This is a genomic window from Ruegeria sp. CG3 (assembly GCF_056537205.1).
The window spans coordinates 1,004,266-1,023,812 of sequence record NZ_JBQFRC010000001.1 but is presented as its reverse complement, the minus strand read 5'-3'; the positions used below and the strand labels follow the sequence as shown (position 1 = coordinate 1,023,812).

Genomic DNA, 19,547 nt, shown 5'->3' with positions numbered 1-19,547 from the left:
CAGAGCGGCTACTCAACTTCTAAAGTCCGAAATTCTAGGTAGAGACAAAAATGGCTTACAGGAGAGGCGCGGGCACATCCTGCGGTACTGCGCAACCGCACGACAATATTTTGTGGCGGGCACTAACGATTTTTTTCCTCTTTGCGGCAATGAGTTTTACGGCGGTACCGCAAGCCGCCCAGGCCCAGACCTACACGATTTCGTCGTTCGATGTTCAGGGCAACCGTCGCATTGAGACGTCCACCATCATCGCCCGGACAGGAATCACACCCGGTCAGACAGTCACTGCGGGCCAGTTGAATGACGCCTACCAGCGTTTGCTTGACAGTGGTGTTTTTGAGACAGTCGAATTGACCCCGCGCGGGAACACTCTGGTGATCGAGGTCGCCGAGTATCCGACGATCAACAAGATCAGCATCGAGGGCAATCGCCGCGTCAAGGACGACGTGTTGATCCAGGCAATCTCGTCGCAGCCTCGCCGGGTGTTCACCCCGCAGGTCGCGGAGTCCGACGCTGACAAGATCGCCGAAATCTACTCGGCGCAAGGGCGTGTGTCGGCCACTGTCATTCCGCGGATCATCCGCCGCAGCGACAACCGGGTGGATCTGGTTTTTGAAGTCGCCGAAGGCACCACGATTGAGATCGAGCGCGTCAGCTTTGTTGGAAACCGTGCATATTCCGACCGTCGTCTGCGCCGTGTCCTTGAATCCAAGCAGGCCAACATCCTGCGTACCTTCCTGCGCGGTGACACGTTCATTGCCGACCGCATCGAATTCGACAAACAGGTTCTGCGTGATTTCTACCTGTCGCGCGGCTATGTCGATTTTCGGATCAACAGCGCCAATGTCGAGTTCACGCGTGAGCGCGACGCCTTCTATCTGGTGATGAACATCACCGAAGGTCAGAAATTCTCGTTCGGCAACATCTCGACGGTCAGCGAAATCCCGGGCGTTGATGCGGCCGAGTATCAGAAAGCCCTCAAGATCAAACCTGGTGTCACGTATTCACCAACTCTGATTGAGAATTCGATCGCTCGGCAGGAACGTCTTGGCCTGAAGCAGGGCGTCGACTTCCTGCGCGTTGAGCCGCGCGTGACCCGCAACGACCGTGACCTGACGCTGGATGTTCAGTTCGTGCTGACCAGAGGCCCGCGCATTTTCGTCGAACGGATCGACATCGAGGGCAACACGACCACTCTGGACCGGGTCATCCGGCGCCAGTTCGACACGGTCGAGGGTGACCCCTTCAACCCGCGCGAAATCCGGCAGAGTGCCGAACGTATCCGGGCCTTGGGTTTCTTCTCGGTCGCGGATGTGGAAACCCGCGAAGGGTCCAGCCCCAGCCAGGTGATCGTGGACGTGGATGTCCAGGAGCAGCCGACCGGTTCACTGGCGTTGGGCGGCAGCTACTCGGTTTCCGACGGTTTCGGGATCGCCATCCGGCTTGAGGAACGGAACTTCCTCGGGCGCGGACAGGAATTTGGCCTGACGTTGTCGACTGCGCAGGACTCTGAGCAGTACGTCATCAACTTTGCCGAACCGTACCTGTTGGGCCGGAAACTGCGTTTCGATCTGGGCTTTGGCCTTTCAAGGACCAATTCCAGCTTTGCCAGCTATGACACCAAGAGCGTGTTCATCAATCCGCAGCTCAGCTATGCGATTGGCGAACTGTCCTCGTTGCGGCTGCGTTACAACTGGAACAAGTCCGAGATGTCGCAGCAGGATGACGAGGTCAACGGGGCAGTCATCGCGTCGGAAATCGCGCAAGGCAAGCGTTCGACAAGCTCGCTGGGGCTGGCCTATGTCTATGACAGCCGGCTGGGCGGCCTGAACCCGAATGCAGGTGTTCTGTTCGAGGTCGGCGTGGACGCGGCTGGCCTTGGTGGCGACAACAAGTACTTCAAGACCTCGACCCGGGCGATTGCCCAGACAAAGGTTCTGAACGAGGAAATGACGCTGCGTGCGTCCTTCGAGGCCGGCGCGCTCCATTGGCAAGGTGACGACTTCAGTCGGGCAATTGACCGTTATGTTCTGGGTCCGACAACGTTCCGCGGCTTCGAGCCGGCCGGTATCGGCCCTCGTGACCTGTCGAACGGGCAGGATGATGCGATCGGCGGCAACTACTACTGGGTCGCCCGGTTCGAGTCGGACTTCCCGTTGGGTCTGCCAGAGGAACTGGGGCTGCGCGGCGGTGTCTTCTATGACATCGGCAACCTGTACAACATCAACAATGTTGATACGACAGGTGCCAATATCGTCGGCGCAGACGGCTCGATCCGTCAGGTCATCGGCGTCTCGCTGCTATGGGATACGCCGTTCGGTCCGCTGCGGTTCAACTTCTCGCAGGCCGTGAAGAAGGAAGACTTCGACAAAGAGCAGAACTTCGACTTTACCATTCAGGCACGGTTCTGACGTCCATGGTCAAAGCGATATCGAAGTTTGTACAGGGCCCGTCACGGGCCCTGTGTGTTTTGATCTTCCTGGTGGTGTCGCTCCCACTGGCCGCCCAGCAGTTGGGTGTACCGCAATCCGGCGTGCTGACCATCTCAAGCGACCGGATCTTTACCGAGTCCGCATTCGGGCGACGGGTTTTTGATGAGATCGAAGCAGAAAGTGCTGCGCTGGCCGCTGAAAATGAACGCATCGTTGCCGAGCTGAGCCGCGAGGAAAAAGAGCTGACGGAAAAGCGGGAAGTGTTGAGCCCTGAGGAGTTCCGCCCGCTTGCGGAAGCCTTCGACCGAAAGGTTCAGTCTCACCGCGAGGGGCAACGCGCGAAACTGGATGCTCTGGCCCGCCGCAGTGACGAGGCGCGCAATCAGTTCTTTGAGCTGGCCCAGCCCGTGCTCATCGACCTGCTGCGTGAAACTGGCGCGTCGCTGATCATCGAACGATCCAACGTATTTCTCAGCTCGGACGCCTCGGATGTTACGGCCATCGCCATCCGCAAGATCGACGCGGCCATCGGCGACGGATCGCAGCTGGAAGAGGGCGACAAGCCATAGCGTGGCTTGCCCTTGGGTACGGGTATTGCTAACCACGCGTGAACGAGACCTCGAGAACAGGACATCCTGAAAATGACCACGGAAACCAAGAGCGCCGACATTCAGCTGATCCAGCGGATCCTGCCGCATCGCTATCCGTTCCTGCTGGTTGACAAGGTGGAAGAGATTGACGGCTATCAGTCGGCGGTTGGTATCAAGAACGTCACCATGAACGAGCCACATTTCCAGGGCCATTTCCCCGGAACGCCGATCATGCCCGGCGTGACCATCGTCGAGGCGATGGCGCAAACCGCAGGTGTTATGCTGGGCGTCGGCATGGATGTCATCGACAGCGAGCTGCTTATCTATTTCATGAATATCGACAAGTGCAAATTCCGCCGCAAAGTGGTGCCGGGTGACGTGCTGAAAATGCATGTCGAAACCGTGCGCGGCAAGAAGGGCGGCAAGATCTTCAAGTTCAGCGGCCGTGCGACCGTGGACGGTGAAGTGGCGGCCGAGGCCGAGTTCTCGGCCTATGTCGATTGGGATATGGAAAAAACAGCATGAGCCGAATTCATCCCAGCGCGATCATCGAAGACGGCGCTCAGATCGGCCAGGACTGCGTAATCGGCCCGTTCTGCCATGTGGGGCCACAGGTGCGTTTGGGCGACCGAGTCGAGCTGAAGTCGCATGTGGTTGTCACCGGAGATACCTCGATCGGTGACGACTGCGTCATCTTCAACTTTTCGGTGATTGGTGAAATCCCGCAGGACCTCAAGTTCGGGGGCGAAAACACGCGGCTGGAAATTGGCAAGCGAAACCGCATCCGGGAACACGTTACGGTCAATACCGGCACCGAGGGTGGCGGCGGCGTGACCCGCATCGGCGATGATTGCCTGCTTATGGCCGGTGTCCATGTGGCCCATGACGTGCAGATCGGCAACCGGGTGATCATGGTGAACCATTCCGGCGCCGCCGGCCACTGCATCATCGAGGATGACGTGATCATCGGCGGCATTTCCGGATTGCATCAATGGGTGCGCGTGGGCCGCGGCGCCATCATCGGTGCGCTGACCATGGTGCCCAACGATGTCATCCCTTACGGCCTGGTTCAGGCCTCGCGCGGCGAATTGGAGGGGCTGAACCTTGTTGGCCTGAAACGCCGCGGCGTTTCCCGCGCGGACATTTCGGCGCTGCGTGCGGCCTTTCGCGAGCTGTCCGAAGGCGAGGGCACCTTTATGGACCGCGCCAAGCGTCTGGGCGACAGCACAGACAGCGACTATGTGCGTCAGATCGTGGAATTCGTGACGGGCGAAAGCGATCGTTCGTTCCTGACACCAAGGAAATAGGATCATGCTGGCTCTGATCGCGGGAACAGGGGTTTTGCCGGACGAACTGGTTGCACACCTGCCGGAACGCCCCTTGGTTTGCGCGATGGAGGGATTTCAGCCCGACACTCTGACGCCAGACGTGACCTTCCCGCTGGAGCAGTTGGGCAGTTTTGTCGCCGAGCTCAAAGCGCGCGGCGTCACAGATGTATGCCTCGCAGGTGCGGTCCGCAGGCCAGACATAAACCCCGCCCGGATTGACGCGCAGACCATGCCCTTGGTTCCGATCATCCAGCAGGCGCTGGTGTCGGGTGACGACGGAGCCTTGCGGGCGGTGATCGGCATTTTGGAGGGCGCCGGACTGCGCGTGCGGGCCGCACACGAGATCGCTCCGGACCTGTTGCCTCCTCTCGGGTGTCTGACCCAGGCACAGCCGACCGAGGCGGAACTGGGCGATGCGAACCGGGCCGTGGGTGTCCTGCGTGCCATGGGGGCAGCGGATATCGGACAGGCTTGCGTTGTTCACAAAGGCCAAGTTCTGGTTGTCGAAGGGGCCTTCGGCACGACCTGGATGCTGCAATCTCTGGCCGCTCGCCCTGATGCGGGCGGTGGTATTCTGTTCAAGGGCCCCAAGCCGGGCCAAGACCGACGTGCCGATCTGCCTGCCATCGGCCCCGACACCGTATCCAGCGCCGTTGCGGCCGGTTTGTCCGGCATCGTCATCGAAAAGGGTGGGGTGATCGTGTTGGACCGGCCCCAAGTGATCGCGGAATGCGACCGCCTGGGCCTGTTCCTGCACGTACATGAGCGGGCCGTCTGATGCGCGTTTTTCTGGTCGCCGGTGAACCGTCGGGCGACCGTCTGGGCGGTGCGCTGATGGAGGGGTTGAAGTCCCTTGTTCCGGATATCGAATTCGACGGGGTTGGCGGGCCGCTGATGCAGGCTCAGGGTCTGGTCAGCCGCTTTCCGATGTCCGAGCTCAGCGTGATGGGCCTGGTCGAGGTTCTGCCCAAGTTCTTTCACCTCAAGCGCCGCATCGCCGAAACCGCTCAGGCCGTTCTGGATACCCAGCCCGACGTTCTGATCACAATCGACAGTCCCGACTTTTCGCTGCGCGTGGCCAAGCAGGTCAAGACGCGCAGCAAAATACGGACCGTACATTATGTTGCGCCTAGCGTCTGGGCCTGGCGCCCCAAGAGGGCGGACAAAATGGCCAAAGTCATCGACCATGTTCTGGCCCTGCTGCCGTTCGAGCCACCCTATATGGAAAACGCCGGAATGGAGTGCGATTTCGTGGGCCACCCGGTGGCCAGCGAGCCGGTTGCAAACGACGCGCAGATTGCACAGTTCCGCGCCGATCACGGGCTGGGGGATGCGCCGATCCTGCTGGCCTTGCCCGGCTCGCGCCGGGGTGAGGTCGATCGGCTGGCGCCCGTATTCGGCGCGGCGCTTGACCTGTACCTGAAAGACCGCCCCGACATGCGAGTGGTGGTTCCGGCGGTCGCGCATGTGGCCGATACCGTGGCCGCCCATGTCCGGTCCTGGCCGGGGCAGCCGGTCGTGGTGGACCCGCGCAACATCGCCACGGATCAGGCGGTGGCCAGCAAACGTGCGGCCTTTGCCGCCGCCGAGATCGCGCTGGCCGCATCCGGCACGGTCTCATTGGAGCTGGCGGCCCAGTCCACGCCGATGGTGATTGCCTATAAACTGACCTGGCTGACCCAGAAGATCGCCGAACGCATGGTCAAGCTGGATACGGTCACGCTGGTCAACCTGGTGTCCGAAACCCGGACAGTGCCGGAATGCCTGCTGGATGACTGCACGCCTGAAGCCATTTCCGCCGCGCTTGACTCCGTGTCGGCCGCGCCGGACGCGCAGGAACAGGCCATGGCCGTCACGATGGAGCGTCTCGGCCGCGGTGGCGAAGCGCCCGGTCTTCGGGCCGCGCGCGCGGTGTTGGAGCGGATGACGCCGTGATGCTGGACTATGTGGTCTTTGCGGCCTCGGCCTTCATGGCGCAGGTGCTGACCAATCTCGACAACCTCATGGCGCTGGTCGCCCTAATGATCGTAACCGGCCCGCAACGCGCGGTTCTGGGGTTCCTGCTGGCACAGGGGCTTGTGATCGGCGCGGCTTTCCTGCTGGCGCTGGGGGTCGAAGATGTTGTGCCGCACTGGGCGGGCTACCTCGGCGCCATCCCTCTGGCCTTGGGGCTTTTTGGGGCCGCTCGACAGCTTCGCGGAACAAATGCGCAGGACGCGCCCGCAGTGCCGGGCAGCGCCTCGGCGCTTGTGACAATGTTGTTGTTCATAAGCCTTTCGATGGACACGTTTGCGGTCCTCGCCCCCTTGCTGGCGGACTCGACCCCCGATTTCCGGCTGGCAGGTGTGCTCGGGGCAGGTCTGGCCGCGCTCTCCCTTGCGGTTGTGGGGCTGATCGGTGGGCGCGCCCAGATCATGACGGGGCGCCTGGCGCAACGGCTGGAGTACCTCGTGCCTTACGTCATGATCTGCGCCGGGCTTTATATTCTCAGCAATTCGTGGACCGACGCGGTTCAGTAACCGCGCCAGATCCAGCCGCCGCCAAAGATCCGGCTGCCACCGGTTTCATAGAACACGCAGGCCTGACCGGGCGAGACACCTTCCTCGGGCGTCAGCAATTCGACCTCGGCGGTGGTGTCGGTCAGCGGGCGGATGATTGCCTCGCGCGGGGGGCGGGTCGAGCGGACCTTGACCGAAACATGCCATTCTTTCTGCGAGGTGAAGGGCTCATCGCCCAGCCAGTTGATCTCGCGCACGGGAATGGTGCGGGTGGCCAGCAGTTCCTTTGGGCCGACGACGACCTGTTTGCGATCCACGTCCAGCTTGACGACATAGAGCGGCTCACTGAGCCCGCCGATGCCAAGACCGCGTCGCTGGCCGATCGTGTAGTGGATTACGCCGTCGTGCTGGCCCAGAACGCGACCGTCGGCGTGAACGATCTCGCCCGGTTCGGCCGCGCCGGGGCGCAGTTTCTCGATCACGCTGGCATAGTTGCCGTTGGGCACGAAGCAGATGTCCTGGCTGTCGGGCTTATCGGCTACGCTCAGCCCGTATTGCGCGGCCATCTCGCGGGTCGCGTCCTTGGACGGCAGATGCCCCAGCGGGAAGCGCAGGAACTCCAACTGCTCGGGCGTGGTCGAGAACAGGAAATAGGACTGGTCGCGGTTGGCATCCTCGGCGCAGTGCAATTCGGGGCCATTGGGACCCATTTTGCGCTGGATGTAATGGCCGGTCGCCATGCAGTCGGCCTCGAGATCCTTGGCGGTTTCCAACAGGTCCTTGAACTTGACGCGCTCGTTGCAGCGGATGCAGGGCACCGGAGTCGCGCCGGCCAGATAGCTGTCGGCGAACTCGTCAATCACGGCGTCCTTGAAGATGTTTTCATAATCCAGAACGTAGTGCGGGAAGCCGCGTTCCTCGGCCACACGGCGGGCGTCGTGGATGTCGATCCCGGCACAGCACGCACCCTTCTTGGCCAGCGCCGCCCCGTGGTCATAGAGCTGCAGCGTAACCCCAACAACGTCATAGCCCTGATCCGCCAGATACGCCGCCACGACCGAGCTGTCGACACCGCCCGACATGGCGACGACCACCCGCGTTTCCGACGGGGGTTTGGCAAAGCCAAGCGAGTTGAGCGGAGTCTCGGTATCGAGGGCCATGGGCTGTTCCAGTCCGGGTTAAGAAAGACCGGCAGAATATAGGAAAATTCTACGCACTCTCAAGGGGCGGTTTCACCGCGCATTAAGTAGACTGCCGTCAGCTTTGTGGCACCAGAAAAAGGGTCGAAAGATGTATTTGCACAAAGTTGAGGGACCAAGGTCAGTTACCCTGCCGGATGGGTCTGTTTTGTCCCGAGTGGATTTGCCGCCTGCGGATACGAAACGCTGGGTCGCATCAAGAAAGGCCATTGTCGTTCGAGGCGTGCTTTATGGATTGATCTCCTTGTCGGACGCCAAGAAACGATACGGCCTGAGTGACGAAGAGTTCAACACATGGGTGTCCGCGGTCGCCGAACACGGAATCGAGGCTTTGAAAGTGACGGCGCTAAAAAAATATAGACAACCTAAAGGCGAAAACGAATAGTTGATTCAACGGTAACGTCAGATTAACCATTTGTGATCAGGGTTAACCCGAACTGGAATAGTTGACCTGAATTGGAGCAGTGCAATGCGAATTCTTCTTGTCGAGGATGATCCGACCACGTCCAAAAGCATCGAGCTGATGCTGACGCATGCCAACCTGAACGTGTATGCGACGGACCTGGGCGAAGAAGGCATAGATCTGGCCAAGCTGTATGACTACGATCTGATCCTGCTTGATCTGAACCTGCCGGATATGAACGGACATGAAGTCCTGCGTCAGTTGCGCATTGCAAGGGTTGAAACGCCGATCCTGATCCTGTCCGGAGCCGACGACACCGAAAGCAAGATCAAGGGCTTCGGTTTCGGGGCCGACGACTACCTGACCAAACCGTTCCACCGCGAGGAGTTGGTGGCGCGGATCCATGCGATCATCCGCCGGTCCAAAGGCCATTCGCAATCGATTATCCGAACCGGACGAATCGCGGTCAATCTGGATGCCAAGACGGTCGAAGCCGACAGTCAGGCGGTGCATCTGACCGGCAAGGAATACCAGATGCTGGAGCTTCTGAGCCTGCGCAAGGGCACGACCCTGACCAAGGAGATGTTCCTCAACCACCTTTACGGCGGCATGGACGAGCCGGAACTCAAAATCATCGACGTTTTCATCTGCAAGCTTCGCAAAAAGCTCAGCAATGCCACGGGCGGCGAGAACTACATCGAAACGGTATGGGGCCGAGGATATGTATTGCGCGATCCCCAGACGGACACGGTGGAAAACACTCGCTTGGCCGTCGGCGCCTGAAAACCTGACCCATCTGCCACCGCGGTCCGGGGTGGCACTCGCACTCACGGCTCAGCACATCTGGACCTGACCATGACCTCGCCCTATCACTGGGGTCCAAGACGATGTGACAGGGCGAGGCCATGAGCAATTCGATTGCAGTAGAAGATCTGACCGAGGACCAGGCTCGAGAGGAGTTGGCACGTCTTGCGGAACTCTTGCAGCGGGCCAACGACCTGTATCACGGTCAGGACGCGCCCGAGATCTCGGATGCCGAATACGATGCCCTGAAACTACGGAATCTCGAAATCGAGTCGCGGTTTCCGCAGCTAAAGCGCACCGACAGCCCCAGCGATCAGGTTGGTGCGCGGCCGGTGGACGGTTTCGGCAAAGTGACCCATGCGGTCCGTATGATGTCGCTTGGCAACGCATTCGACGATGAGGATGTAGCAGACTTCGTTCGGTCCGTTCGAAACTATCTTGGGCTGAGCGAGGAGGCGGCCCTCGAATTCACGGCCGAACCAAAGATCGACGGTTTGTCGCTGTCTCTGCGTTACGTGGACGGCGAACTGGTGCAGGCGGCAACACGGGGCGATGGGGAAGTTGGCGAAAACGTCACGGCCAATGCGTTGACCGTTTCAGATATCCCTCAACAGATCGCCGACGCGCCCGGGATCCTGGAGGTTCGCGGCGAAGTCTATATGTCTCATGACGATTTCGAGAAGCTGAATGCCAAGCAGGCAGAGGCGGGCGCGAAGTTGTTTGCGAATCCGAGAAACGCGGCTGCCGGTTCGCTACGCCAGCTTAACCCAGAAGTTACGCGCGCAAGGCCCCTGCGGTTCTTCGCCTATGCATGGGGCGAAGTGTCCGAGCCGTTGGGAACCACTCAGTCATCTGCGTTGGATCGATTGAAGTCCTTTGGCTTTTCAACCAACGACCTGACTGCCGTTTGCAGCTCGACCGCGCAAATGCTGGAGCACTACCGCGCAATCGAAGAGCAGCGCTCTACGTTTGGCTATGACATCGACGGCGTCGTCTACAAAGTGAACGATTTGTCGTTGCAGGCCCGTCTTGGGTTTCGCTCGACCACACCAAGATGGGCGATCGCTCATAAATTTCCTGCCGAACTCGCCTGGACCCGGCTTGAGGCGATTGACATTCAAGTTGGCCGCACCGGCGCGCTTAGCCCGGTTGCGCGGCTGCACCCGGTGACGGTTGGCGGTGTGGTCGTGTCCAATGCAACCTTGCACAACGAAGACTACATCGCCGGTCGGGATTCGAAAGGCGAACAGATCCGCGACGGCAAAGATATACGTGTTGGCGATTGGGTGCAGGTGTACCGCGCCGGCGATGTGATCCCAAAAATAGCCGACGTCGACCTGAGCAAACGGCCGGAACAAGCTGTCCCGTTTGAATTTCCGACGAAATGTCCGGAATGCGGCAGTGACGCGATCCGCGAGGAAGGCGACTCGGTGCGGCGCTGCACCGGAGGGGTGATCTGCCCGGCGCAAGCGGTCGAGAAACTGAAGCACTTCGTTTCCCGCAAGGCGTTTGACATCGATGGGTTGGGGGCCAAGCAGATCGAAATGTTCTACAACGACCCGGATCTGCCGATCCGTACGCCGGCAGACATTTTCACATTGCAAAAGCGGGACGCTGCAAATCTGAACAAGCTGGCCAACCGAAAAGGCTGGGGCAGTCAGAGCGCCGCAAAACTCTTTGCCGCGATCGAGGAAAAGCGGACAATTCCGCTGGGCCGCCTTCTGTTTGCCCTGGGTATTCGACACCTTGGTGAAGCCGCCTCGAACCTGATCGCCAATCACTACGGCACGTGGGACGCGTTCGAGCAGGCTGTCACGGCCGCCAGCCAATTCAGCGGACCCGAATGGGATGAGCTGCTAAATATCGACGGCGTTGGTGAAGTCATGGCCCGGACCCTGGTTTCGACATTTGCTCAGGAGGCAGAGCGCCAAAGCATCGATGCGCTGGTCGCCCAACTGAACGTGCAAGAGGCCAAACGGCCGGATACATCGGGCAGCCCCGTCGCGGGAAAAACGGTTGTCTTTACGGGTACGCTCGAAAAAATGACCCGGGCCGAAGCAAAGGCCCGCGCGGAAGCCCTGGGGGCCAAAGTGGCTGGCTCAGTCAGCGCAAAAACGGACTACCTGGTCGCCGGCCCCGGCGCAGGTTCCAAGGCCAAGAAAGCGGCAGAGTTGGGGATCGAAACCTTGGATGAAGACAGCTGGCTGCAGTTGATCGGGGACGCATGAGCGGCCGTCCAGAGCAACTGTTCCCGCTTTTTGCAGGGCTCGAGACGCTGGATGGCATCGGTCCCAAGACCGCCCGCCTGCTGGCGCAGATCGGGCTGGAAGCGCCGCGTGATCTGCTGTTTGCATTGCCATATGCAGTGGTTGACCGGCGGCGGCGTGATACGATCCGGGGCGTTGATCTGCCCAAAACACTCACGGTGGAAGTCACCGTCGGCGCCCACCGCCCGGCGCACAACAGGGGCGGTGCCTATCGGATTTTCGTGCAGGACAGTCAGACCGATTTCCAGCTGGTCTTCTTTCACGCCCGGGCCGACTACCTGAAAAAGGTCCTGCCTGAGGGGGCGAGACGGGTGGTGTCCGGCAAGCTCGAACTGTTTGACGGTACAGCGCAAATGGTTCACCCGGACCACATTCTGCCGGTCGAACAGGCGAACAGCATCCCCGAGTTTGAACCGGTCTATCACCTTACCCAAGGTGTCACCCAAAAGACGGCCTACAAGGCGGCGCAAAGCGTGCTGGCACGCCTGCCAGATTTGGCGGAATGGGCGGATCCTGCACAGGTTGCCCGCCAGAGCTGGCCGACCTGGGCCGATGCAGTCCGGGCGGCTCACACACCGCAAGGTGCCGATGACGTGGCAGCGTTTGCTCCCGCGCGCGAACGTCTGGCCTATGACGAACTGTTCGCCCATCAACTGACTCTGGCTCTGGCCCGACTGCGAGAACGCAAAACTCGTGGAACCGTAAGTGTCGCGACCGGGGCGTTGCAGACCCGTGTACTGGATGCGCTTCCGTACAAACCCACTGGGGCGCAGTTGCGTGCCATACGCGAGATAACCGAGGACATGGGTGCTCCGACCCGAATGAACCGCCTGCTGCAGGGGGACGTCGGATCCGGCAAGACACTGGTTGCGTTCATGGCGCTTCTGGTTGCGGTAGAGGCCGGTGCTCAGGGTGTCATGATGGCTCCGACCGAGATCCTCGCGCGCCAGCATCTGGAGGGCCTTCGCCCCCTGGCCGAGGACGCCGGCGTGGTTCTCGAAATCCTGACGGGACGGGACAAGGGGTCCGAGCGCAAGGCGAAGCTGGCCGCGCTCAAGGCGGGTGACATCCAAATTCTGGTGGGCACTCACGCGGTTTTCCAGAACGATGTGGCCTTTCATGACTTGCGTCTGGCCATTGTCGACGAACAGCACAGGTTCGGTGTCCGCCAGCGGATGGAGCTCTCTGAGAAGGGGCAGGGGGCCGATGTTCTGGTCATGACAGCCACACCGATCCCACGCAGCCTTGCGCTTGCACAATATGGGGATATGGACGTCTCGGTCCTGGATGAGAAACCGCCGGGACGCAAACCGGTCAAAACTGCGATTGTCAGCACTTCGCGCATGGAGGAGGTGGTCGATCATCTGCGCCGCGCGATCGACGACGGCAAGCAATGTTATTGGGTTTGTCCGCTGGTCGACGAATCGGAGGTCTCCGACCTGACCGCAGCCGAGGAACGGTTCAAACACTTGCGGGCCCAGCTGGGTGACGGAATCGTCGGCCTTGTGCACGGACAGATGCCCCCGGCCGAAAAAGACGCGGCTATGGCCGCTTTTCAGGACGGGCGGACCAAGGTTTTGGTTGCAACGACGGTCATTGAGGTTGGGGTCAACGTCCCCAACGCCACGATTATGGTCATTGAGCGGGCGGAAATCTTCGGGCTGGCGCAGTTGCACCAGCTACGCGGTCGGGTTGGACGCGGCCATGACGCGTCAACCTGTCTGTTGATGTATCAAGCGCCGCTCAGCGAAGCGGGCCGAAGACGGCTGGAAGTTTTGCGGGAAACCGAAGATGGATTCAAAATTGCCGAAACGGACCTCGAGATGCGTGGGGCAGGGGACCTGATCGGAACCGCGCAATCCGGTCTACCCCGGTTCCAGATTGCCGACCTGGAACGACAGGCTGGACTTATGGCTGTTGCCCAATCTGACGCGCGTGCGCTGCTTGCTTCGGATCCGAAATTGACCTCGGAACGAGGTCAGGCCGCGCGTGTCCTTCTTTGGCTGATGAAACAGGATCAGGCCATACGTTTGATTTCAGTGGGTTAGCGGGTTGCGCGCAAAAAGTTCACAAATGTTCTCATAAAGTTCTTTACTGACCTCCGAAAATATGAGAACAAAAGGTCAACAAAGGATTAATTCCCGACCGGAGGTGAAACATGCTGACCCAGATCAAAAGCGCTTTCAGCCGTTCGCAAGCCACGCTTTTGCAGGATGCAGCCGGCGTAGCTTCGCTGGTTGTCATACTGATGGTGGCGCTTCACTTGCCCGTCGGGTTCTAAGCCTTTCTGCCTGCGATCTCGTGCCGATCAACCCGCGTATGTCATCCCCATTTCAGTCAAGGGTGACCTGCCTGTCCCAAACCCCTTGAAGGGGCCGTGCCTCGGCCCCACGCGGCAATCCGGACCCCACGCGAGAAACGCATTGACTGCCGCCGCCCTTTCCGCCCGGAAGGAGCGGCGGTTTTTTTTACAGTTGACCGGTTTTGAAGATCTCAAGCAGGGCTGACAGGACCGAGTTGACGGCCACCGAGGCCAGAATCATTCCCATGACCCGGCTGATGATTGCCGCACCCGAATGACCGATCAGTCGGATGATCGGCTCAGCCAGCAGCATCAGCACAAAGGCGCAGGCCAATACGGACAGCATGACCAGAGCGGTAATGCCCTGGTCTGCCACGCTATAGCGGTGGTTGTCGGTCAGAATGACGATGGCCAGCATCGCACCGGGTGAAGCCAGTGACGGGACCGCCAAGGGGAAGATCGCCGGGTTGTGCCTATGCAGCTTGTCTTCCATGTCTTCTTCGGCCTGCCGCTGTTCGATTTCCTGTTTGCTTTCGCCAAAAATCATCGTCAGCGCGAACAGGAACAGGATGATCCCGCCGGCGACCTGAAACGAGTTGAGGCCGATATCCAGCGCCTCGATCAGCAATTGACCAAAGACCAGAAAGAACAGAAGGATACCGGCGCTGATCAGTGCGGCCAGCAGGGCAGTGCGCCGCCGCGCGGCGGCTTCGATACCCGCGGTGACGGCAATGAAAACCGGGATGGTTCCGATCGGGTCGATGACGACCCACAAGGTTACAAAATGTTCCAGAAGGTTGTTCAATTGGCTTCTCCGTCAAATTGGTCAGGAGGTTAGCCGCCTTCGATTCAAAAGACCATGTTCAGGCGCAGTTGGCTTGTTCGGCCTTCTCGAAAGCCTCGGCGATCGCGTCCAGCGCAAGCATGATCGACGCGTGCCGGTTCTTGTAATCGCGGGCGGGCCGCAGAACTTCCAGTTCGTCAAACGGCGCATCCGGGGTGGGGCCGTCACTCTTGAGCATGGCCGCCAACTGGTCGCGCGCGGTTTCGATTTGGGGGCGGGTTGCCCCGATGACCGATACACCGACCACTGCCGCTGCGGCCTGACCCAGTGCGCAGGCTTTCACGTCCTGACCAAACTCGGCAATCTGGCCGTCCCGCACTTTGATGTCCACGGCAACCGTCGAGCCGCACAAGGGCGACCGTTTCTTGACGGTCGCATCCGGATCGTCCAACCGCTGCAGGTGCGGAATGTCGGCCGCCAGCGCCAGAATGCGCCCGGAGTAGAGCTTGATCAGGTCGGTTTCGCCGGACATGGGTTTCCCTCGGTGGCTGTTCCCCATACATAGTGGCCATGTTCTGGGATGCAAAAGGTTTTTGCGATGTCGCGCTCTGCTACGTTCGACCCGTCGACACTCAAATTCAATGAGGCTGGGTTGGTCCCGGCCATCGCGCAAGAGGAGAGCACCGGCGAGGTTCTCATGATGGCCTGGATGAACGCCGAGGCGATCCTAAAGACGCTGGAAACCCGGCGCGTCACCTATTGGTCGCGCTCGCGCCAGTCCTTCTGGGTCAAGGGAGAAAGCTCGGGCCACGTACAAGAGTTGGTGGATTTTCGCGTCGATTGCGATCGGGATTGCCTGTTGGTTCTGGTACGACAAAGCGGCCCCGCTTGCCACACAAACCGCCGAAGCTGCTTCTACACAGCCGTCCGGGACGAGGAAGAGGTCGAATTGATGTCGCCGATGGTCTAAGGGCGCCTAGCGGGCCTAAAGACCGACCATTGCGCGGACGTCTTCGGGCGTCGCTCCTTCGGCCCGGTATTTCGCAATCGCCCTGGCGTCGTCTCGCTTGGCCAGCCGTTTTCCCGCTTCGTCCCGGACAAGTCGGTGGTGGTGATAGGTGGGCGTGTCCAACCCCAACAAGCGCTGCAGCACCACGTGAATCCCGGTTGCGTCAAACAGATCCTGACCGCGAACCACATGTGAGATGTTCTGGGCCGCATCATCCAGGACGACTGACAGGTGATAAGACGTGCCCATACCCCGTCTGGCGAGGACGACATCGCCGACGCCGTGCAGCATCTGTTCGTCCGACAATTCTATCCAGCCAGTCGCGCCATCCGGAGCGGACCCGGTCTCGCGAAACCTCAACCCGGTGGCGTCCCTCGCGATCCGGCGCAGCGCTTCGGACATATTGAGACGCAGGGCCACATCCTCCGGGATCGCGGACTGCACCTGATATGTCCATTTTTCACGGCATGTTCCCGGATATATGACGCCGTCAGGTCCGTGCAGCTGATACCCTTCCTGCGGCGCATTTGCGGCGGCCGCGATATCCTTGCGATTGCAGGTGCACGGATATAGCAGCCCTTGGGACCACAGCCGGTTCAAGGCCTGCCGGTAGAGCAGCATGCGATCCGATTGCCGCAACACAGGGCCAGGCCACGTCAAACCCAACCACGTCAGATCGTCATAGATCTGATCCTCCCAATGCTGACGCGCACGGGACTGATCGATATCCTCGATCCGCAGCAGGAACGTGCCGGAGTTTCGATCAGCAAGATCATACGCCAGCAATGCAGAATACGCATGACCAAGATGCAATGGCCCGGTTGGAGATGGGGCAAATCTTGTAGTGAATTTCACGTCTTTTCAACGATATATACGTCGGATTTCAAGTCCAACCCTGGCAAGTGCGGTCCGTGTTCGCGAAACAGAAGGCGCGCCGCTCCCATGTCCAGCCATTCGTTCAGGCGCCCGGTATAGCCGGGGTCGTCCAATGTATGGTCGTTGAACGAAAACGCCAGCAGGCCACCTTTGGGCAAGACTTTCATCAGCATGTCGAATGTCTGGGGCGGCGCAGCGCCGGCGCCGATCACTCCGATCGCGGCGATTGCCTTGTATGCCCCCGTCTCCAAAGGGTTCGGATCGGTGATGTCGATGGCAGCCAGGTTGCGGTAGACTCCCTTGGCAGCAGCACCTTTCAGCATCTCGGGTGTCGGATCGACTCCGTCGATTGCCCGGTATCCGACCTTGTGCAAGGCGACACCGGACAACCCGGTCCCGCAGCCATAGTCAAGGATTGGTGTGTCCGGTTGCGGCAACGTGGACCACAACGCCTCGGCCACGCGGCCCGGCGTGGCATACCCGTGCTCGGCCACCTCATCTTCGTAAGAGGCCGCCCATTTCTGGTAATGCGCCTGGGTTTCCTGCGGCGTATTTAGATCATATGTGTTTTTGAGGAACTTCTCGCTCATGCCGTCAGTTTAGGCGCGTGGCCCGGTCCGCGTCCAGTCAGCTTTGCGTCAGCCACTGCTGCCATGCCTCTTTGGCGCGGTCGGTATAGGCTTTGTAGCGATCCTTGCGACCACGGCGCCCGCCTTTCAACCCGTCGACCGGTCGGAACAGACCAAAATTCACATTCATGGGCTGAAACGTCTTGGCCTCTGCGCCGCCGGTGATGTGATGAATCAGCGCGCCCATGGCGCTGTCCTGTGGAACCGGGGGCAGGGAGTGGCCAAGGATCTCTGCCGCTGCGAGACGACCTGCCAGCAGGCCCATCGCGGCGCTCTCGACATATCCTTCAACCCCGGTGATCTGCCCGGCAAATCGGATGTTTGGCTTGGATTTCAGGCGCATCTGCGCATCCAGCAAGGTGGGCGAGTTGATGAACGTGTTGCGGTGGATGCCGCCCAGCCGGGCAAAGCTGGCATTCTCTAGCCCCGGGATCATCCGGAACACCTCGGTCTGTGCGCCATATTTCATCTTGGTCTGGAACCCAACGATGTTGAACAGCGTGCCCAAAGCGTTGTCGCGGCGCAGTTGAACCACAGCATGGGGCTTTACGTCCGGCTGATGCGGATTGGTCAGGCCCACCGGTTTCATGGGTCCGTGGCGGAGGGTCTCGCGGCCCCGTTCGGCCATGACCTCGATCGGCAGGCAGCCATCGAAATAGCCGGCCGTTTCACCTTCGTGGAACTCGGTCTTGTCCGCGGCCAGCAAAGCGTCGATGAAGGCCTCGTACTGGTCACGGTCCATCGGGCAATTCAGATAGGCGGTACGCTCTTCCTCGGTTTCGCCCTTGTCATAGCGCGACTGCATCCACGCCTTGCTCATGTCGATCGTGTCAGCGTAGACGATCGGGGCAATCGCGTCGAAAAAGGCCAGCGCCTCGGCCCCGGTCTCGCGCTGGATCGCTGCGCCCAACGCTGGCGAGGTCAGCGGACCGGTGGCAAAAATCCAATGTCCATCGTCCGGAAGCGTGGTGACTTCCTCACCGGTGACGGTGACGCGTGGGTGCGCCTTCAGCTTGGCGGTCACCGTTTCGGCAAAGGGCTCACGGTCTACGGCAAGAGCGCCGCCCGCAGGAAGTCGGTGGGCGTCAGCGGTGGTCATAATCAACCCATTGGCCGCGCGCATTTCCCAATGCAGCAAACCAACGGCATTCTGCTCGTCATCATCAGACCGGAACGAGTTGGAACAGACCATCTCGCCCAGGTTGCCGGTTTGATGCGCAAAAGTGCCCACTTTGGGCCGCATTTCGTGAATCACGACGTACACGCCCATTTCGGCGGCCTGCCAGGCGGCCTCGGATCCGGCCATGCCGCCGCCAACGATATGCAATTTCTGTGTCATGTGCGTCCAAATAGGGCAGGTGGCACGCGCGTGCAACGGCCAAGGAAAACTGCCGCCAACAATGCAGCAACGCTATGATTTTATTGGGAAGTCTTGGGGTCGCCGCTGCGGGAATGTCTGCGCCGGTGAGAGAAACCAGCTTGGAGGGACCTTCCGCCCACGGCGACCCAAAAGATAGTGAGGGCCTCAGCCCTGTCCCAGCTTTGCCACAGAGATGCCCTTTTGAAAAGTGCAAAAATGCGAACAGTCGATAATTTTAGCCATAACAATTGCGTCATTGGGTCCAATTTGGTGAGCGTTTTTCGATAAATGCGGAAATACCTTCCTCGGTATCCCGGTGCAGCATATTTTCGGCCATTACGCCGCCGGTATAGGCATATGCCTGATCCAAAGGCATCTGAAGTTGCTGATAAAACGCCTGTTTCCCGATCTTTACCGCCGCGCCCAGTTTGGACGCCAACTGCTCGGCCAACGACAGGGTTTCATGTTCCACCAGCGTTTCCGGAACGACACGATTGACTAGGCCCAGCTCGGCGGCCCGCTCCGCCGGTATGAAATCACCGGTGGTCAGCATCTCAAACGCTAGTTTGCGCGGAATGTTGCGGCTCAGCGCCACCATCGGCGTCGAGCAGAAGAGACCGATGTTCACGCCATTGACGCCGAATCGCGTTCCTCCGGCCGCCACGGCCAGATCGCAGGTCGCCACCAGTTGGCAGCCGGCGGCCGTTGCAATGCCATGGACCTGCGCGATCACCGGTTGGGGCAGGGATTGGATCGACATCATCATTCGGGCGCAGCGATTGAACAGATCGGTGAAGTATGCCTTGCCGCCATCTTCAGCCTGCCGGCCCGCGGTCATCTGCTTGAGGTCATGACCGGCACAAAACGCCTTGCCTGCCCCTGACAGTATCACAGCGCGGATCGTGCGATCATCGCGCAGCGTATCCAATTCAGATTGCAGTGCCTCCAGCATTTCGTCGCTCAGCGCATTCAGCCGCTCGGGCGTATTCATTTTCAGATGAGCGATCGCGCCCGTGTCGTTACGTTCCAAAATTGCCATCTTGCCCTCCTGCCGGCTGTGGGGCCA

At 60.1% G+C, this 19,547-nt stretch carries 20 protein-coding genes; 13 read left to right on the top strand and 7 right to left on the bottom strand.

The window, feature by feature from the left end; all coding sequences use genetic code 11:
- Positions 1 to 50 precede the first annotated feature (50 nt).
- The 7 genes from bamA to ACR0NB_RS05085 all read left to right on the top strand — a co-directional run bounded on the left by bamA (position 51) and on the right by ACR0NB_RS05085 (position 6,869).
- Positions 51 to 2,411 (top strand): outer membrane protein assembly factor BamA, encoded by a 2,361-nt coding sequence (bamA, locus tag ACR0NB_RS05115; protein ID WP_170371099.1) that lies wholly within the window; start codon positions 51 to 53, stop codon positions 2,409 to 2,411.
- Between the two features lie 5 nt (positions 2,412 to 2,416).
- Entirely contained in the window at positions 2,417 to 3,001 is a 585-nt protein-coding gene (locus tag ACR0NB_RS05110) for an OmpH/Skp family outer membrane protein (protein WP_480775099.1), read from the top strand.
- Positions 3,002 to 3,073: 72 nt separating this feature from the next.
- A complete protein-coding gene (gene fabZ, locus ACR0NB_RS05105; RefSeq protein ID WP_170339263.1) occupies positions 3,074 to 3,547 on the top strand; it encodes a 3-hydroxyacyl-ACP dehydratase FabZ in 474 nt (157 codons plus the stop codon).
- Positions 3,544 to 4,329, top strand: coding sequence for an acyl-ACP--UDP-N-acetylglucosamine O-acyltransferase (lpxA, locus tag ACR0NB_RS05100; protein WP_170363500.1), 786 nt, complete (start codon positions 3,544 to 3,546; stop codon positions 4,327 to 4,329). Before fabZ ends, lpxA begins: the two co-directional genes overlap by 4 nt.
- A 4-nt stretch (positions 4,330 to 4,333) precedes the next feature.
- Positions 4,334 to 5,128, top strand: a complete 795-nt coding sequence (locus ACR0NB_RS05095) for an LpxI family protein (RefSeq protein ID WP_170368419.1) — start codon at positions 4,334 to 4,336, stop codon at positions 5,126 to 5,128.
- A complete protein-coding gene (lpxB, locus tag ACR0NB_RS05090; protein ID WP_480775098.1) occupies positions 5,128 to 6,285 on the top strand; it encodes a lipid-A-disaccharide synthase in 1,158 nt (385 codons plus the stop codon). Before ACR0NB_RS05095 ends, lpxB begins: the two co-directional genes overlap by 1 nt.
- Entirely contained in the window at positions 6,285 to 6,869 is a 585-nt protein-coding gene (locus ACR0NB_RS05085; RefSeq protein WP_480775624.1) for a hypothetical protein, read from the top strand. The genes lpxB and ACR0NB_RS05085 overlap by 1 nt, the downstream gene beginning before the upstream one ends.
- Here the strand turns inward: ACR0NB_RS05085 and mnmA are convergent.
- Positions 6,863 to 8,008 (bottom strand): tRNA 2-thiouridine(34) synthase MnmA, encoded by a 1,146-nt coding sequence (gene mnmA, locus ACR0NB_RS05080; protein WP_170390053.1) that lies wholly within the window; start codon positions 8,006 to 8,008, stop codon positions 6,863 to 6,865. The genes ACR0NB_RS05085 and mnmA overlap by 7 nt on opposite strands.
- Positions 8,009 to 8,138: 130 nt before the next feature.
- On the opposite strand from mnmA, the gene sciP reads away from it, so the two are divergent.
- The 5 genes from sciP to ACR0NB_RS05055 all read left to right on the top strand — a co-directional run bounded on the left by sciP (position 8,139) and on the right by ACR0NB_RS05055 (position 13,802).
- Complete coding sequence (gene sciP, locus ACR0NB_RS05075; protein WP_480775097.1) at positions 8,139 to 8,432, top strand: CtrA inhibitor SciP; 294 nt, start codon at positions 8,139 to 8,141, stop codon at positions 8,430 to 8,432.
- Positions 8,433 to 8,516: 84 nt separating this feature from the next.
- Positions 8,517 to 9,233, top strand: coding sequence for a response regulator transcription factor CtrA (ctrA, locus tag ACR0NB_RS05070; protein ID WP_480775096.1), 717 nt, complete (start codon positions 8,517 to 8,519; stop codon positions 9,231 to 9,233).
- Between the two features lie 122 nt (positions 9,234 to 9,355).
- The gene (gene ligA / locus ACR0NB_RS05065) at positions 9,356 to 11,482 is read left to right on the top strand and encodes an NAD-dependent DNA ligase LigA (protein ID WP_480775095.1); all 2,127 of its coding nucleotides are present in this window, start codon (positions 9,356 to 9,358) and stop codon (positions 11,480 to 11,482) included.
- On the top strand, positions 11,479 to 13,569 hold the full coding sequence (gene recG / locus ACR0NB_RS05060) for an ATP-dependent DNA helicase RecG (RefSeq protein ID WP_480775094.1): 2,091 nt from the start codon (positions 11,479 to 11,481) through the stop codon (positions 13,567 to 13,569). Before ligA ends, recG begins: the two co-directional genes overlap by 4 nt.
- A 110-nt stretch (positions 13,570 to 13,679) precedes the next feature.
- Complete coding sequence (locus ACR0NB_RS05055; protein ID WP_254920125.1) at positions 13,680 to 13,802, top strand: hypothetical protein; 123 nt, start codon at positions 13,680 to 13,682, stop codon at positions 13,800 to 13,802.
- 187 nt (positions 13,803 to 13,989) lie between these two features.
- Here the strand turns inward: ACR0NB_RS05055 and ACR0NB_RS05050 are convergent, their stop codons facing one another.
- Together ACR0NB_RS05050 and ACR0NB_RS05045 are read right to left on the bottom strand one after the other, a co-directional pair.
- Positions 13,990 to 14,628, bottom strand: coding sequence for a MarC family protein (locus ACR0NB_RS05050; protein ID WP_093962021.1), 639 nt, complete (start codon positions 14,626 to 14,628; stop codon positions 13,990 to 13,992).
- A 58-nt stretch (positions 14,629 to 14,686) separates the two neighbouring features.
- On the bottom strand, positions 14,687 to 15,139 hold the full coding sequence (locus ACR0NB_RS05045; protein ID WP_480775093.1) for an iron-sulfur cluster assembly scaffold protein: 453 nt from the start codon (positions 15,137 to 15,139) through the stop codon (positions 14,687 to 14,689).
- A 48-nt stretch (positions 15,140 to 15,187) separates the two neighbouring features.
- On the opposite strand from ACR0NB_RS05045, the gene hisI reads away from it, so the two are divergent.
- On the top strand, positions 15,188 to 15,577 hold the full coding sequence (hisI, locus tag ACR0NB_RS05040) for a phosphoribosyl-AMP cyclohydrolase (protein ID WP_480775092.1): 390 nt from the start codon (positions 15,188 to 15,190) through the stop codon (positions 15,575 to 15,577).
- Between the two features lie 15 nt (positions 15,578 to 15,592).
- On the opposite strand, the gene gluQRS is transcribed toward hisI, so the two are convergent.
- The 4 genes from gluQRS to ACR0NB_RS05020 form a co-directional block, all read right to left on the bottom strand.
- On the bottom strand, positions 15,593 to 16,471 hold the full coding sequence (gene gluQRS, locus ACR0NB_RS05035) for a tRNA glutamyl-Q(34) synthetase GluQRS (protein ID WP_480775091.1): 879 nt from the start codon (positions 16,469 to 16,471) through the stop codon (positions 15,593 to 15,595).
- Positions 16,468 to 17,082 (bottom strand): class I SAM-dependent DNA methyltransferase, encoded by a 615-nt coding sequence (locus ACR0NB_RS05030; RefSeq protein ID WP_480775090.1) that lies wholly within the window; start codon positions 17,080 to 17,082, stop codon positions 16,468 to 16,470. The genes gluQRS and ACR0NB_RS05030 overlap by 4 nt, the downstream gene beginning before the upstream one ends.
- 37 nt (positions 17,083 to 17,119) lie before the next feature.
- On the bottom strand, positions 17,120 to 18,460 hold the full coding sequence (gene trmFO, locus ACR0NB_RS05025) for a methylenetetrahydrofolate--tRNA-(uracil(54)-C(5))-methyltransferase (FADH(2)-oxidizing) TrmFO (protein ID WP_480775089.1): 1,341 nt from the start codon (positions 18,458 to 18,460) through the stop codon (positions 17,120 to 17,122).
- A gap of 274 nt (positions 18,461 to 18,734) precedes the next feature.
- A complete protein-coding gene (locus ACR0NB_RS05020) occupies positions 18,735 to 19,520 on the bottom strand; it encodes an enoyl-CoA hydratase (protein ID WP_480775088.1) in 786 nt (261 codons plus the stop codon).
- Between the last annotated feature and the right edge of the window lie 27 nt (positions 19,521 to 19,547).